11 protein-coding genes are annotated in these 16,147 nt (G+C 49.4%); 3 read left to right on the top strand and 8 right to left on the bottom strand.

Annotation, left to right across the window (positions count from 1 at the left end; genetic code table 11):
- Nucleotides 1-89: 89 nt before the first annotated feature.
- On the top strand, nucleotides 90-1,607 hold the full coding sequence (locus V8Z93_RS05410; protein WP_439432614.1) for an alpha-L-fucosidase: 1,518 nt from the start codon (nucleotides 90-92) through the stop codon (nucleotides 1,605-1,607).
- A gap of 22 nt (nucleotides 1,608-1,629) precedes the next feature.
- Nucleotides 1,630-2,538 carry a hypothetical protein gene (locus V8Z93_RS05405; protein WP_439432613.1) on the top strand — a complete coding sequence of 303 codons (909 nt, stop codon included), beginning with the start codon at nucleotides 1,630-1,632 and terminating at the stop codon, nucleotides 2,536-2,538.
- 86 nt (nucleotides 2,539-2,624) lie between these two features.
- Here V8Z93_RS05405 and V8Z93_RS05400 read toward each other — a convergent pair whose 3' ends face one another.
- Together V8Z93_RS05400 and typA are read right to left on the bottom strand one after the other, a co-directional pair.
- Nucleotides 2,625-3,587: a bile acid:sodium symporter gene (locus V8Z93_RS05400; protein WP_203041329.1), complete on the bottom strand. Its 963-nt coding sequence runs from the start codon at nucleotides 3,585-3,587 to the stop codon at nucleotides 2,625-2,627.
- Nucleotides 3,588-3,685: 98 nt separating this feature from the next.
- Complete coding sequence (gene typA, locus V8Z93_RS05395; RefSeq protein WP_118313128.1) at nucleotides 3,686-5,488, bottom strand: translational GTPase TypA; 1,803 nt, start codon at nucleotides 5,486-5,488, stop codon at nucleotides 3,686-3,688.
- Nucleotides 5,489-5,669: 181 nt separating this feature from the next.
- On the opposite strand from typA, the gene rpsO reads away from it, so the two are divergent.
- Nucleotides 5,670-5,939, top strand: coding sequence for a 30S ribosomal protein S15 (gene rpsO, locus V8Z93_RS05390; protein ID WP_022122065.1), 270 nt, complete (start codon nucleotides 5,670-5,672; stop codon nucleotides 5,937-5,939).
- 73 nt (nucleotides 5,940-6,012) lie between these two features.
- On the opposite strand, the gene V8Z93_RS05385 is transcribed toward rpsO, so the two are convergent.
- From V8Z93_RS05385 to V8Z93_RS05360, 6 genes are all read right to left on the bottom strand, one after another.
- A complete protein-coding gene (locus V8Z93_RS05385; protein ID WP_439432612.1) occupies nucleotides 6,013-7,578 on the bottom strand; it encodes an ATP-binding protein in 1,566 nt (521 codons plus the stop codon).
- Nucleotides 7,579-7,788: 210 nt separating this feature from the next.
- Nucleotides 7,789-8,679, bottom strand: coding sequence for a hypothetical protein (locus tag V8Z93_RS05380; protein WP_203041327.1), 891 nt, complete (start codon nucleotides 8,677-8,679; stop codon nucleotides 7,789-7,791).
- A 57-nt stretch (nucleotides 8,680-8,736) separates the two neighbouring features.
- Nucleotides 8,737-9,732 (bottom strand): caspase family protein, encoded by a 996-nt coding sequence (locus tag V8Z93_RS05375; RefSeq protein ID WP_439432611.1) that lies wholly within the window; start codon nucleotides 9,730-9,732, stop codon nucleotides 8,737-8,739.
- 14 nt (nucleotides 9,733-9,746) lie between these two features.
- Nucleotides 9,747-10,478 (bottom strand): DUF4468 domain-containing protein, encoded by a 732-nt coding sequence (locus V8Z93_RS05370; RefSeq protein WP_439432610.1) that lies wholly within the window; start codon nucleotides 10,476-10,478, stop codon nucleotides 9,747-9,749.
- A gap of 305 nt (nucleotides 10,479-10,783) precedes the next feature.
- A complete protein-coding gene (locus V8Z93_RS05365; protein ID WP_439432609.1) occupies nucleotides 10,784-14,563 on the bottom strand; it encodes a hypothetical protein in 3,780 nt (1,259 codons plus the stop codon).
- An 8-nt stretch (nucleotides 14,564-14,571) separates the two neighbouring features.
- Nucleotides 14,572-16,071 (bottom strand): DUF3575 domain-containing protein, encoded by a 1,500-nt coding sequence (locus tag V8Z93_RS05360; RefSeq protein ID WP_439432608.1) that lies wholly within the window; start codon nucleotides 16,069-16,071, stop codon nucleotides 14,572-14,574.
- Nucleotides 16,072-16,147: the final 76 nt, after the last annotated feature.

The following is a 16,147-nucleotide window of genomic DNA, read 5'->3' as shown; positions in this document are numbered from 1 at the left end:
ATATATAAAATAACTATAACAATAACTATAACAATATATCAACTTCTCTTATGATAAGAATAAAGTGTATCGATTTAAATACGACAACCATGAACATCAAAAAAGTTTTTGTCGGAGTGTCTCTCATCATGTCTGCCATGGCGGGTCACTCCCAGAGTGCATTCCAAGTTAAGCAGCAGTCGTTGCCGAACCCCGACAACGAGCCTAACGCTGTTTTCCCTGTTCCAAGCGATCGCCAGATGAAGTGGCAGGAGACGGAGTTCTACGCCTTCTTCCATTACGGCATGAACACCTATACCAACCGCGAGTGGGGACTGGGAAGTGAAGATGTTACCCTTTTTGCGCCTACTGCAAAGCCTAATCCGGCTCAGTGGCTCAAGGCGGTGAAGGCAGCGGGCATGAAGGGCGGCATCGCCGTGGTGAAGCATCACGATGGCTTCTGCCTCTGGCCTACAGCCACCACCGACCACTCCATCGTCAATGCCGGAAACGAGAACGGAAAGAATACCAACATTCCGCGCGACTTCGCCCAGGCTGCACGCAAACTGAACATGAAATATGGTTTCTATGTCTCTCCATGGGATAGAAACAGCGTATACTATGGCACCGAGAAATATGTGAACGATGTCTTCCTCCGCCAGTGCGCAGAATTGGCTCAGTACGGAAAAGACCAGTTTGAAATGTGGTTCGATGGTGCCAACGGAGGCGACGGATACTATGGCGGCCGCAACACCACCGTCAACGTAGACCGTTCCACCTATTATGATATCCCGAACCTCAGAGACTCCATCCACAAGGTTTGCCCTGATATTATCCTCTGGGGTGTGGGCGCCGAGTCAAGATGGATTGGCAACGAGGCTGGATGGGCTGGCGAAACCAACTGGCTCACCGACGAGAGAGGATATGCCCCTGAAAGCAACGGCATGTATGGCACTGAAGACGGATGGCAGTGGGACCCGGGAGAGAGCGATGCCAAGCTCACCGACAAGGGATGGTTCTGGCACGAAGGCGAGAAGCCTCTCTCTGTGGAGCGCCTCTTCCAGATGTATCTTGAAACCGTGGGTAGAAACGCTACCCTCATTCTGAACTGTCCTCCCGACAAGAGAGGTTTGCTACCTGATATCGACGTGCGCGTGCTCAAGGATATGGGCAACATGATCCGCATCCGTCTGGGCAAGGACCTGGCTCAGAAGGCCAAGGTTTCCGTTAGCAACACCCGCCAGGCAGGAGCCAAGCGCAACTATACCGCCAGGAACCTGACCGACAACAACAAGAATACCTATTGGGCCACCGACGACGGCGTAAAGCAGGCCACCATCACCTTCAGCTGGGATAAGCCACAAACCCTGCGCTATGTGGATATGATGGAGTACATCCGCAAGGGGCAGCGAGTAAGAAAGTTCCATATCGAAATCTCTGAAGATGGAAAGACATGGAAGCCTATCGCAGAAAAGTGCACCACTACCACCATCGGATACAAGCGCATCATCCCGCTGAACGGCAGCACATCAGACAGTTACGGCAAGGGCTATCAGGCTAAGGGTTTGAAGATTGTCATCGACGACAGCAAGGCTTGTCCGCTGCTGCATTCCATAAAAGTATTTTAAACTTTTTCTCTACACCAAGAACATGAAGAAATTACTCATAGCATTGTGCCTGTTGCCATTGGCAGTAATGGGACAGGAAATTAAGTTCGACACCCAGGATTACAAATCCGTGGGAGTATACGACAGATGGGAGCATTCCCCATTCCGCACGGGAGAACTGGCTGGCAACTGCGCAGTAGTGGATAATCCCGACCTCACCAACAATCCCAACACGAAGGTGCTCGCCTTTCAGCGTTCACGCCTGGCATCCAACATCTTCGGTGCAAGAATTGATCTGAAGAAGCCGATTGCACTCGGCCCTGCAGGAAAAGTGGTTCACGTGCTCATCAACCGTCCGATGGAAGGCCGCGTGATGCTGGTTGGTCTCGGCAAGCGCAGAGACAGAGCCGGACAGTCGCAGGAAGTAGAGCAGTTCTGGATTAAATCCACCACTCCGGTTCCTGCCGGTCAGTGGGCTGATGCCGTTTTCCCTATCAAGAGTGCCGAGGGTGTGGATATCTACAGTCTGGTAGTGGTTCCTCACGCCGAGTCACCTCACGAGATGAAGCAGGATGCCGTGGTGTATATCGATGATATCAATATCCACCTGACCAACGCCCCTCGCATCACCCTGCTGAAGACAGAAGGTGCAGCGAAGAAGAAGGCTCACAGCGACTTCGTATCCGTTACCGAGGCCAACCGCAACGGTATGGTGACAGCCGCCGACGGAACCACCCTCAACAACCACAAGGTGGCATACGGCAAGGCATTCAAGGTAAAGATGGTACCTGCCCCAGGCTTCACCTACGGCGATTTCACCATCACCCACGGCGACAAGGTAGAATCGCTCAAGAAGACGGATATTGCCAAGGATGGCACCTATACCATTCCTGCCCAATGGATGGATGGCAACGTAACCATCGAGTGCATCTTTATTTCTACAAGCAAATAAAATCCTTGATTTCTACAAGCAAATAAAATCCTCTATATATAAAATAAGGTATGGTATCAGTTGATGCCACACCTTATTTTATATTTCTACCATTTCAGTCTTCCGTATTTCTCTTTATACCATAGCTGCCAGCCATTCACCAGGTTCTGCCAAACCACATAGGCACCCGGTGCTACGGCGGCAAGAGGATTCAGGAAAGTTAGAGTGAGCCAGATGCCCACAATGGTATTCTTCTGTCCCAACGCCTGACCGGCACTGATGCTCGCATCATAATGTCTGCCCACCGCCTTGCCAATGGCAAACTGGATAAGACATACCAAAAGGGGTACCAGAAGCAGCAAGGCTAGAATCCATCCCGAAACCTCGGCATGGAGGATATTGCGAACCGTCTCGCCCATCAATATCGTCAGGTTGAAGCACCACATATAGAATCCCAGATCCTTCACGCTCTTCACCTTATCCACCCATTTAGGCAGAAACTTGCGGCTCAGCAGAGCCAGAAGCAAAGGCACCACCAGTACCGTGGTCACGTTTCGGAACACCATCGCACTCATAAAAAGAAAGGAAACATCCGCCCCCTTCTCCACCATCGGGAAGAGACTCGGAATAATCACCATCGTGAATACATTCGCTATCACCGTATAAGTAGTCAGCGAACCGATGCTTCCACCCAACTTCTCCGTCACCACCGCCACGGCAGCCGCCGTAGGACAGATAAAGCAGATAAAGGCTCCCTCCAGCACCAGCTTGGTTTCATAATCATCGCCGAATTCGAAAATCAGCACCACCATCGCCAATGCCAGACTGGTTCTGATCAGCTGCAATACAAAATGCCACGCCTTCGGCTTCATCTCCTTGATTTCTATCTTGCAGAAAGTAACATAGAGCAGGGCGAAGAGCACCACCGGCATCAGATCTACCAGTTTCGGTCCCACCGCATCGCCCAGAGGTTCCAGAAACGGAACATTGGCAAAAATCAGATAGCCCACGGCTCCCAATACCAGCGAGCAGGGCAACGAGAATTTCCTAAAGAATTTCCACAACCACATACGCTTACATTAAAATAAAGAATCCCCTGCAAGCAGACTGCCCTGGGCAATCGGCAAGAGGGGAATTCTTACGGATCCATTTATATATAAGCTATAACTTATTCCTTGTTACTGCGCTTGCGCTCCAAGTGATCGAGAATCACCTTGCGCATACGCATGCTCTTAGGGGTAACCTCTACATACTCATCCTCGCGGATATACTCCAGGCACTCCTCAAGGCTCATCACGGTCTTTGGAATCACGCGAGCCTTATCATCAGAACCGGAAGCACGCACATTGGTCAGCTGCTTTGCCTTGGTTACGTTAACCACCAGGTCGTTGTCGTGAACATGCTCACCAACAACCTCGCCGCCGTAAACCTCCTCACCTGGGTCGATGAAGAACTTACCGCGATCCTGCAACTTATCGATGGCGTAAGCATAGGCAGTACCTGTCTCCAGCGCAATCATGCTACCGTTAGAACGGCGGGTAATCTCGCCCTTGTATGGCTGATACTCCTTGAAGCGGTGAGCCATGATAGCCTCGCCCTGAGAAGCAGTGAGCACATTGGTACGCAAACCGATGATACCACGTGAAGGAATATCAAACTCGATATCCACACGCTCGCCCATGTTCAGCATGGAAGTCATATCACCCTTGCGGCGGGTAACCATATCAATCATCTTAGAAGCAAACTCCTCTGGCACGTTGATGGTCAACTCCTCGATAGGCTCGCACTTCACGCCGTCAATCTCCTTGTAGATTACCTGAGGCTGACCCACCTGCAGCTCGTAGCCCTCGCGGCGCATGGTCTCGATGAGCACAGAGAGATGGAGCACACCACGACCAGAAACAATCCACTTATCGGTGGTATCCTCGTAAGGCTGAACACGAAGAGCCAGGTTCTTCTCCAGCTCCTTGTTCAGGCGGTCCTGAATGTGGCGTGATGTACAGAACTTACCCTCCTTGCCGAAGAAAGGAGAATCGTTGATGGTGAAGAGCATACTCATGGTAGGCTCGTCCACAGCGATAGGAGGCAGTGGCTCCGGGTTCTCGTAGTCGCAGATGGTATCACCAATCTCGAACTTCTCAAGGCCGACAACGGCGCAGATATCGCCAGAATCCACATGGTCTGTCTTCTTATGACCCATACCCTCGAAGGTATGCAGTTCCTTGATCTTGGTCTTCTCCTGGGTTCCGTCACGGTGGCAGATGGTAACGTTCATACCATCCTTCAGAGTACCACGGTGTACACGACCCACGGCGATACGACCAGTGTAAGAGCTATAGTCAAGAGATGTAATCAAGAGCTGAGGAGTACCCTCCAGCTGCTTAGGAGCAGGGATAATCTCCACAATCTTGTCGAGCAGATAGTCAATGTTATCAGTTGGCTTGTTGTAGTCATCGCTCATCCAGCCGTTCTTAGCCGAACCGTAAACCACAGTAAAGTCAAGCTGTTCCTCTGTAGCATCGAGGTCGCACATCAGGTCGAACACCATTTCGTACACCTCTTCAGGGCGGCAATTAGGTTTATCCACCTTATTAACCACCACGATAGGCTTCAATCCGAGCTGCAAAGCCTTCTGCAGCACGAATCGGGTCTGAGGCATCGGACCCTCGAAAGCGTCGACGAGGAGGAGGCAACCGTCTGCCATGTTGAGCACGCGCTCCACCTCACCACCGAAGTCAGAGTGTCCAGGAGTATCGAGAATATTAATCTTAGTACCTTTCCAATTGATAGACACATTCTTTGAAAGAATGGTTATACCACGCTCTCGCTCCAAATCATTGGAATCGAGCACTTCGCCGCTGTTATCCTGGCCGTCACGGAACAGCTTACCGGCGAGCATCATCTTGTCAACCAGGGTAGTTTTACCATGGTCAACGTGTGCAATAACTGCAATGTTTCTAATGTCTTGCATTTCGTTTACCTTAAATACTTAATGAATTTGGGTGCAAAATTACAAAAAATTCCCGAAAAATTTGCATAATTCATGGAAAAGTTGTACCTTTGCACCGCATTTTTAAGGAAACCGCCGTGAGGAAGGTCCGAAATTGCATCATATTACATTTATAACAATTAAATTTTTAAGTATCACAGCTATGTATTTAGACAAAGCAAAAAAAGAAGAGATCTTTAGCAAGTACGGAAAGTCTAACTCTGATACTGGTTCAGCAGAGAGCCAGATAGCATTGTTCTCATACCGTATTGCTCATTTGACGGAGCACGTTAAGAAGAACCGTAAAGATTATACTACAACACGTGCGTTGACACAGCTTGTAGGAAAGCGTCGTGCATTGCTCGATTACTTGTATGATCGCGACATCAATCGCTATCGTGCTATCATCAAGGCCCTCGGTCTTCGTAAGTAATCAGCGAAAGCAGACACATTGCTTAACAGAATTAAAAATCCCATCACTCGCAAGAGCGATGGGATTTTTCTTTTTAAGATTCTATCTTCCATTCCAGGCTGTTCACCTCATCCTTCACCGAGAAGTTCAAGCCTATCTTCACCATCTTCTTGCCGCTCATCTTGAAAGCATCGACATAGTGTTTTGCCTCTATCTGAGCGAGAGCCTCCTCGGCACTTTTGTTGAATTTCAGCTCCATCACGTAGATGGTATCTGCAGTCTCCATCGTGATATCGATTCTGCCCTTCGCCGTATGCTGCTCCACGAGGATATCATAGTTGGTGAGCAGGGCAAACATGATGTAGAGCGTCTGCTGCCAATGACCCTCATAGTGTGTGTTGTCGCAGTAAGGCACCGTCTCCAGAAAGTTGTTCAGCAGGCAGAAGGCTGCATCCATATCCCCCTTCTTCACCAATACCGACATCTTGGCGATGGTCGTGTTAGCCTTTGCCGACTTGTCCGTCAGATAATGAGGCAAGAGACTTCCATATAGCCCCACCCTTATCTCCTGGTTAGGCAATGCCAACAGGTACAATTTTGTAGGCTTGTCATATCCCTTGATGGTGACATACCCGCTCTGATAAAGCAAAGGTACGATGGTGGTCATCGTTTCGGTGGGGGCATCAAAGTCCTTCTTGCCCACCTCTATGGCCTCGCCAAGGTCAGCTGGCAGGAAATCATACTTTCTCATCATATTGATAAGATAGGTAGGTGTGCCCGATCCGAACCAGTAATCATCCATTCTGCCATCAGCAAAGCAATTAAGCAGACTGTAAGGATTGAAGACATCAGGCGATGGCCAGCAGAAATGATAGCCATCATAATGGTCTTTCAGTTCCTGGATGGTCTCCTCCCTGCTCAGTTCCAGATGCTCGGCAAGTACGTCGATATCATCGCTCATCTGGGTCAACAGTTCCTCTTTGGTGATGCCGCAGATACCGGCATAAGGCTCGTCCATGCTCACATTCTTGATATTGTTCAGTTCGCTGAAGATGCTGAGCTGCGAGAACTTCGTGATGCCCGTCATGAAGACGAAGCGCAGCATGGACTCGTTTCCCTTCAGAGGACTATAGAAGTTGCGCATCGTGTTGCGGAGCTCATCGAGTTTCTCCTTCTCATGCGCCACATCCAGCAGCGGTGCGTCATATTCATCAATGAGCACCACCACCTGCTTGCCCGTTTTCTGGTAAACGACATTTATCAAATCGTCAAGACGAATATTAACATCTATTTTATTGCTCTTGCAATCAAACCTTGCCTCTTGTTTCTCAATAATATCCAACAAATAACGATTCAGCTGCTCCTTCTCCATGTGCTTGCCCTTGCTCAGGTCGAAGTGCAGCACGGGATATTCGTTCCACTCCTTCTCCAGCTTCTCGATGGCAAGCCCCTCGAAGAGTTCCTTCTTGCCCTCGAAATAACTCTGAAAAGTGGAAACCAGCAGCGACTTGCCGAAACGGCGTGGTCGACTCAGGAAGAAATACTTTCCATCGGTATGTGTCATGCGATAGATGTATTCCGTCTTGTCGATATAGAGGTTGTCCAACTTGCGGATTTCCTCAAATGTCTGAATTCCTATAGGATATAATTTTCTTGCCATAATCAAACGCTATCTAATGAATTGCAAATATACATTAAATCCCTGAAACCGCCAAGTATTTCTACGATTTTAACAAAAAATAAATCCCGACCCAGAGATTTCGTTAGGAATCTTTAAGTTTTTCACCAAAGGCTGCTGCAATGTGGGTTAAGAAAAATGAGGGTGTGTCATAAGTCCATGACACACCCTCATATCACTCCAGGCGGAAGATTACTGAGCTGAAATCGCCTGATTGCGAATCTCGATGTAATAGCTGCCTGCCATATCACTGAACTCAAACTTCAGAATGCTGAACTGGGTGGCTGCATCGGATACGCCCGTAACCACAAACTTTGCCTTTACAGGAATGCCCTTCACCAGACGGATATTGGAATACTGACCCCATGTGCCGTTGGCTACAGGCGACATGTCGCCGTTCAGACGGCATGCCTCACCCTCGTTGTCATAGATGGTAACCGTGCCGGAAGTATCAAACTCCAAATCCTTGCCGCCCGTGTTCTTCAGCATCGCCGTGATAATCACATTGTCGCCCAAGCGCTTGCACTCCTTCAGGGTGAATGCCAACTGAGGCATGGTGCACACAATGTTGTCGGCACTGGTGTTTACCACTGCAGCAGGAGTCTTCGCGCCAATGTTCCAGGTAAACTGCTCGGACGAGTTGTTGAACTTGCCCTTGATGACGCACGATCTGATGCTTGCCACCGAGCGCTCCACATCCTTCACTACCACCGTGAGCTTCACAGGAACCTTTGAAGGGATGTTCTTGTTGCTGTAAGTGCCCATACGCTCGCCACCCACGATAAACTCGATGGTGTGCTTGGCACTCTTGCTGTCCACCGCATAGGTGTTGTTGCTGCCGGCATCAAACCACAACGGGGCATCCTTGCCCAACTGGCTTGTGAGCACATAGTTGATGTGCACATCATTGCCGTTGCGCTTGCAGTCGGTGTACTTCAGCGTACAGTCAGGAATGGTTCCGCTGGCATCATCATCCAACAGCGTGCTTGCCACCTTGCCCAAAGTCTTGAGCCATTTCTGTGCCTGAATCTGCTGAACGCCTACACAGGCAAACAGCAGGATAAATACGATCAGTTTTTTCATACGTATCTTGTTTTAAAATGAATAATCCGAAATATCTTGTATCTAAAAATGAATCATCTAAAATAGCTTGGATTGCTTCCAGGTGGAGGTCAACTCGCCCGATGCATTCACCGATGGTGTCTGACTCTTCTCGTTGACGACGATGGATTTCTGTGCCACCTGCGTCCTTACGTAGTCGAAGAGTTCGCCGAAGGTTGTATTGCCCTTGGTTTTCTGCAACTTCTTGAGCAGGAAATAGGTGAAGAGTCCGTGGCGCTTCTCCCGGTAAGGATAGGCCGTCTCGTTGCCCTGTGCCGCACTTATCACCAGCATGTTTCCCTTGGGAGCCTCAGCCTTCGACTTGATGGCCACGCCTCGGGCAGAAGCCAGCATGCCTTCGCCTCGCTTGGATCCGCTGAAGCAGGCATCCATCACCACCGTCACATTCTGGGAGCCCAGGGCATGGAGCTGGTCATAGAGCTTGCCGATGCTGTAGCCCGTGGCCAAGATGCTGCTCTTGCCGTCTACGGGCAGCAGATAGGCAGTGCCGTTGCTTTCGTCAGGCACGCCATGTCCGGCATAATAGAAGATAAACCTAGCCTCGTCGCCATAGGCCTTGGCGATGTTCTGCATCCAGCTGATTTCTGCCAGGATATTGTTGAGCGTGGCATCCTGGCGCACGTGCACATTCTCCTGAGGGATGCCCAGCGTCTTGGTGCAATACTGGCTGAAAGCCACTCCGTCGTTGAGGGCGAACTCCACGTTCACCTCCTCCTCGTAGTTCTCGTTGGCGATGATTACGGCAAAGGTCTTCTCCTGCTTCGCCTTGGAAACGGGGATGTCGATATCCACATCCGACCTCAGATTGCCTGCCAGTGCCTGGAGATGATTGGTTTTCCTGGCTCTGTTCATGCGGCTTCCGTCCTGGTTCACTATTTCCTGCGCGCTGGTAGAATCGGTTCGCATCACCACCACGCGCCCCTTCTTGCCCACCGAGATTCTCTGAGCCTCGGCAGGCTGCGCCGCCATGCACAGCAGAGCGACAAGACTTGCGAGATATAGATAGATTTTCATAAGCTTCCTGTTATTTACCAATTATCATCAAAGCCTTCAGAAGAATCGGCGAGCAGAGCTTCCTTCATCACGTCGATGATGGAGTTCTGGAAGGCAGAAGCCATCACGAAAGCCTTGCTGGAAGCCTTCTTGTGCTTGTCTTTCTGCACATAAGGATAGCACATGTTGATGTCCCATTCCTCGTCGGTGCCCTTGGTTTGCTCGGAGCTTTCCTCGGCTTCTTCGCCTGTGGCTACAGATGCCAGGGTGCTGGCTATGGCACTGGTCCATCCTCCGCCGGCGGTAACGGTAACCAGATAGGAACCCATATATACGCTGATGCGTGCCTTTTCTTCCTTTACGTCTACTCGGATGTAAGGGGCGATGTCTACCTGATAATGGTTCATTCCGGCATTCTGAATGGCCACTTTCTCGATGTAGGCACGTGCCACGATGAGTCCTTCTTCCTTGTTTTCCTCCTGTATCACGCCGTGGGTATCCTTGCTCTTGAAGGCTTTCTTGAACCAGGCCATCGCCTTGCCGTAGATCTGGTCTTTCGTCTGTCCAGTGCAATCAATCACTTCCTGGTAGTTGAGTCGGTTCTTGTTGTCGAGAGCCACCTCCTGATGCAGGTTGTCAGCCGCCTTGGTCCAGTTGTCGCCATATTTATCCTTGGCGTATTTCTCAAGTTGGTCGGCGCTGAATGTCTGTGCGCTGGCAGTGAGTGCGAGTGCAAAGAGGATGATTGCTGTGAATATTTTCTTCATTTTCTTTATTATTTATAAGATGATTATTTTTTGTTCATGTTAAGTTCTCTATGAGTTCTTATGAAGTTCGCTACTGCAAAATTAAGAAATAATCTCGATTTTTCAAAGCTCTGAGCATTCATTTTTACCATTTGGTGCCTTTTTACGCTATTTTTTTACCATTTGACGCATGGCCGTAACAGAAATGAAGTTTTTTCAACGGATTTATCAGCCATTTCAATTTCAGTTATTTCTGTTTTCAGGGAGCCATCATGAGGTACTTATAAAATGAGAAACATGGTATGGGTAAACAAAAAAGCTTCCTCTCAACGGAGAGAAAGCTTTCTTGTTATTGTAGCTTGCGTATCCATCACGGACACTTTTCTTCCATCAAGGGTATACCCCTCTACCTTATTCGATGAGGCATCTCTTGGCTTGGATATGATCATCACGCCCCAAACTGGCGAATAGATCTTCACATTCTTCATACTCTTCTCTTTCACCTTGACATCTTCCATGCCTGCGGTGCTGCGAGTCTGCGTCAGGAAGTATCTGCCGTGCTCGTTTGGCTGCACCTTGATTTCTTCGCCATCCTTTATCTCCTGATACTTTCGGGTGGCGGCATCATAGAGATAGAGAGGAGAAGAGAGACGATTGACGCCTTCTATCTTCAACTCTACGGAAGAAGCCCCTACTACTCCCAGCGGCAACCAATCCACATTCGGCAGGGTATTCAGCGCCACAGCCTCATCGCCTGCCACCATATAAACCACCGGAACTTCCTTCAGCTGGGCATCATAGAGCAGCTGGGCATCCACGGCATCATCATAATCTTCCGAAGCTGATGCATCAAGAACAATTCTCGAACGGCTGCGATAACCCGATGCAGATGCTGCAGTGAGGGTTAAAGTGATGTTGTCCTCACCCTGCCCCTCATCCGATGCCGTCTTTACTCCGCCAAACACTTCTCTATCTACCGTCATCGCCGACGTAAAATTAAGCTGCGATGCACTCTGTCCATCCTGCAGACGGACAAAGAACGACTGCATCGGCGAAATCTTCACGTCATTCTTCGACTCATACGTGGTGGTCGACATATCCAGCTTATCATAAAGTTTCAAGGCTCCATCCTCGTAAACATAGAAGCTGGACTGTAGCGATGGATTTGCCTTCAGGAACTTATACATGCTGAGCGTCGCCATATAAGGATTACCCACCAGATAATAATTGTTGCCATCCTGCAACTGCACCAGCGAATAGCTCATCTTGCCCAAAGCATTCTCCTGAGCATCGGCATTCACCACCAGGCGATAAGCATTCTTCTTATCCACAGAAGCAGATAGAGAACTCTGCGGCTGCGAAGCTGATACATAAGTATATTGCGTATCTGCCTTCGGCAAACGGAGCAGCACTTCGGATGCATTGCCGGATGCACTGCCCGATGCACCCACCGTATATTTATCTCCCATCCTGATAGCCACGCCCTCCAGCGGCTGATATTTCCTATCCACCTTATTATATACGTGGCTCCAGTGGGCTGAAAGCGCATTGAGATCCTGTTTCTCGAATGTGATGCCGGTGCCGGCATAGTCGTAGGCATCGTAGCTGCCGCCCAAGGTTACTTCCTTGGCAGAAGCATCATCCCAGCTGCGCTGATATACAGGACTGGTAATGCGATTGTTTACCGAGGGTGAGAACGTGATTGGCTCGAACGCCTCCGACTCCTGTCTGCCCGATGCAGCCGGCACATAGATGTCACCCGCATAGGTATCCTGCAAAGGCGAGGTGAGCGCATACCAGGTGTTTGGCTTCATCTGCTTCTCCACCCATGCCTTGTTGTATATCAGATAGCACTGGTTGAGCAGTTCGCCTCCCGGCTTGAAGTAAATCTGGTCGCAGGTGTTGCCATAGAAGGGTTCACACTCCAGATTGCCTTCGGCATTCAACCCGTGGCTTTCGGTATTGGCATCCCATTGGGCAAGCATATCATATTGGATATTCGCAGTAGCCGCATCGCCCTTGGCATTGCTCAGACGGGTAGCGATGCCCGTGGATTTCTGATAGGCAATGTATCCCAAAGACGGGAAATACAAACCGCTCAGATTTGGTATCGTTACCTTGGTAAACTTCATCGGTACGTATCCGCCACCCCGATAATCCGTATATTGGTTTTCCTTTTTATAAAGTTCACTACGTACAGAACGGTGCCAGTTGCCATCATTGTTCCATGCCGCACTCATCTTGTTGTTGGCCGTAGGATTCCAGGTGGCATATTCCGGCACCACCGCAAAGCGGATATAGGTTTCACCCGAACAGAGCACCGTGGTTCCCTTGGAGCCATCTTCACGGAATATCAACACACCTTCGTACCAGTATCCCTCATGCAACTCCACATTCTTGGAACCCGCAGTAGATGTGGCAGATTCATTTCCCGTTTGCGGCGTAAACTTCAACTTCAGCTGCTTGGAACCTCTATCGATATAATTATTCTCAAGATTCGCCAGAATCAAGCTTTCCCCTATCCTATTCCGATAGGCAGGGTCGTTGGTATCCGAGAGATACATCACATTTGTATATTGCGACGCATCCAACTTATCCTTACCGCCCGCCTTCACGAAGTAGAGACGGGTGGAATTAGTTGCCACCAGGCTCTCACCGCTGATAGGCACGCAGAAATATCCGCCCTTGCCCTTGGTTTCCTGCTTAGCCAGCAGGGCTACCTGAGGCAGACCGATGCGAACCGTACGGGTGTAATTATTCGGATAAGCCACACCAGCATTACCCAGACTCAACTGCGGACCATTCTTGACAACACGAAGCTTGAACGACATCTCATCCAGACAAATCTGATAATCTACTCCACCCTGGGTGATGGTTCCAGATGCATTTGCAGGAATCACACGAATGGTATGCTCACCCACACTCAGCAGAATATCCTTGAACTCCGCGCTGTTTCGCAATGTCGGAGTCTTAGCATCATCCACATACCAATCATAAAGCACACCATTCAGCTGGATGCTGCCGCCATTGTTCTGGTCAACGGTCTGTAACTGCGCCTTGATGTTATATTTCGGGGTAGTGTTGTCATCGCAGGGAATGGTGACGGTGGTGGTGATGCTTCCGTTGGCATCGGTAACCAGCACCTTCTGCTGCACCATTTGGAAGTTGGCGCTATAGAGCGAGCACACATCCGAAGGCTTTCCCCACGAAAGCTGGGTCTTATCCGCCACCGAATCATCCTCGAAGGCGAAACTAACATAGTAAGTCTGGTTCGACCGCAGATTGAAGTATCTGTTGGCAAGCACCACATACCATTCATCGTTGATTTTCTCGTACATCGGCTTTCCATCCACCTTTCGGGTATCATCCACATAATTATATATAGTGGTGGTTCCCCACTGGTTGTTAGGATTTTCAGCCGTGCCATAGTTCACGTTCTTTGCCGGATTTCCCTCGGCATCCACGAAGCGGAAGTAGAGTTTCTTCTCTGTAGCCGGGGCGATGAGTGCCGCCATGGTTTCCTGCAAAGCCCTCAGTTTGGTGAGGATATTGCTGGAAACGGAGGAATCTTCTGCCGTGTTCTTATCAGGGCAGATAGGCGAGCTCTGGATGATATCCACCTTAGATGATTTGGTGTAAATGCGAAGATCATCGAAGGCATAGTCGGCACCAGAGGTAGATTTGCACATGTTATCCACCACCAGTTTGAAGTCGGTGAAATTATTGACACCGCTCTCCTTCTGCAACACCATTTTTCCATAAACCTGATACCATTTTCCTACATTGGCAGCATCAGTTCCTTCACGGTTTCCCGAAAAATTGCCGGATGAGAAGGAGTGCAGCAACCTGCGCTCCGTTTCCTGGTTGTTCTCATCGTAATTCACGCCATAGAGCTTGAAAAGCAACTGCGGGCGCTGCGAACCGGTGGTCATATCTGCAATGGCAGCACTGAAAATCACCTGCGAACCCACACAGAGGTCGGCCTTGAAATCTGCCTCGGCAATCTGCCGGCTCTCGTCGGCTGCATCGATATAGAGGATATCTATTTTATCGTAATTTATAGCATTTTTATTCCTATATTCATTTTTATCGCATGATTGAATCATTTACCGCTTTATTGAATCGTCATCATTTCATACGCCTTTCTTGCAGCATCGGCTTCCTGGGATTCGCCTGCTCTATCCAGATAAGGCTTGGCAGCCTCGGCATCGCCATTATTCAGACGGATGATGGCGGCATTCAGATTGGCGGTTTCATCCTCCGGATACATGCGCACAGCCAGCTCCATCACCTCGTTGAACTCCTTGGAACCCACTTCGTAGGTCTGGGCTACCATGAACAACTCGTTGAGCGACAAGAGCTGCGGCTTGGTCTTCATGATCTGCTTTGCCTCCTCCACATCAAATGGCTTAATCTTATAAGTAATATGGTAGTCGCTATGGCGGAGAGCCGGATAACAGTTGGTAAGCAAGCTGCGATACTGCACCGGATATAGTTTCTTCATTTTCGCATCCCGGGCATCTGGGGTCAGGGTTTCATCCTGCGCTACCGCTAAGATCTGCTGCTTCTTCTCCAAATCACTCTGCTGGATATATTCACGCAAGCCATCCCAATCCTCGGCAGTGGATGATACGGTGAAGATGCTGTCGGGCAGCTGCACCATCTTGCGGACATACTCCGTAAGAGTGCGAGCACGGTTCTTTGCCAAGTAGTCGTTGTGCTGATACTTGCCTTCCGGCGAAGCAAAACCATGAATATTGATCGCCATCACCTGCAGGTTCTTATCTGCCTTCAGGGCATTGATGGTGGTGATGATGCTATCCAACTGCGCTGGATTGCGGCGATAGTCGGCACGTAACTCTATCCTGTTCACCGGGAAGTCGATATAGGCACGCTTATCCAAATGACGAATCTTAGGAGCTTCAGCAATAACAGCCTGCAACTGGAGCACCGGCTTCAATACGTTCTGCTTAGGCTGCTGAATGGTCTCGATGATCTGAGGCACATCGTTTTCACGATTTTCTTCAACTTTGCCAGGGATTAAATAGATGAGGGAGAGAGCCACTTTGGTGGGACCCACATAGTTCTTATGAGCAGATTTCAGCTTTTCGCCACACATTCCGCATTCGAATTTATCGTAGGCTGTATGGATATATCCCAATCCGAGCGAAGCCTCAAAGTTCCAGTGCTTAGAAAGATTCCATTGCTTTCCGGCTGTGATGCCGCCTCCGGCATACCAACCTTCATAGCGATGGTTGCGCAATCCTTTCAACAATCCGAAAGGAAACCTTACGCCGCCCACGTTATACTGGCCGCCCAAGGCATGAGCGCCCACAAACCATCCCTCAAAGCTTCGGTTGAACCAGTAGCGATATTCCGGCATCACCAACCAGTGTCGGAGCCTAGACTGATCTCCTCCACTCTGCTTCCAGGGATTCAAGCCCAGGAATACCTGAGCTGTATGCTTCTTGCCTACTTCCATTTCCATTCCCATATTAGGGGTGGTAGTAGCCCAATAAAGCACATTAGTCTTGAAGCCTATCTGCTGTGCTTGCGTTGATTGGATACAAAGGCACATCAGAATGGCTACAGCCATTAACTTATTTACTTTCATATTCAATTATACCTTCTGACATACATTTTTCAATTATACCTGATATACAAATATCTTTATTTTTACTTTTATTTAC

It is taken from the genome of Segatella copri, from assembly GCF_051861805.1.
In the GTDB taxonomy this organism is placed as follows: domain Bacteria; phylum Bacteroidota; class Bacteroidia; order Bacteroidales; family Bacteroidaceae; genus Prevotella; species Prevotella copri_M.
The sequence above is the reverse complement of the archived record's forward strand: the minus strand, read 5'-3'. Positions and strand labels throughout refer to the sequence as shown.

Coding starts and splice junctions, on each gene's coding strand:
- V8Z93_RS05380 (WP_203041327.1), bottom strand. CDS start 8,679: ATGAAAAAACTGATCGTATTTATCCTGCTGTTTGCCTGTGTAGGCGTT.
- V8Z93_RS05385 (WP_439432612.1), bottom strand. CDS start 7,578: ATGGCAAGAAAATTATATCCTATAGGAATTCAGACATTTGAGGAAATC.
- V8Z93_RS05410 (WP_439432614.1), top strand. CDS start 90: ATGAACATCAAAAAAGTTTTTGTCGGAGTGTCTCTCATCATGTCTGCC.
- rpsO (WP_022122065.1), top strand. CDS start 5,670: ATGTATTTAGACAAAGCAAAAAAAGAAGAGATCTTTAGCAAGTACGGA.
- V8Z93_RS05365 (WP_439432609.1), bottom strand. CDS start 14,563: ATGATTCAATCATGCGATAAAAATGAATATAGGAATAAAAATGCTATA.
- V8Z93_RS05360 (WP_439432608.1), bottom strand. CDS start 16,071: ATGAAAGTAAATAAGTTAATGGCTGTAGCCATTCTGATGTGCCTTTGT.
- V8Z93_RS05405 (WP_439432613.1), top strand. CDS start 1,630: ATGAAGAAATTACTCATAGCATTGTGCCTGTTGCCATTGGCAGTAATG.
- V8Z93_RS05375 (WP_439432611.1), bottom strand. CDS start 9,732: ATGAAAATCTATCTATATCTCGCAAGTCTTGTCGCTCTGCTGTGCATG.
- V8Z93_RS05370 (WP_439432610.1), bottom strand. CDS start 10,478: ATGAAGAAAATATTCACAGCAATCATCCTCTTTGCACTCGCACTCACT.
- typA (WP_118313128.1), bottom strand. CDS start 5,488: ATGCAAGACATTAGAAACATTGCAGTTATTGCACACGTTGACCATGGT.
- V8Z93_RS05400 (WP_203041329.1), bottom strand. CDS start 3,587: ATGTGGTTGTGGAAATTCTTTAGGAAATTCTCGTTGCCCTGCTCGCTG.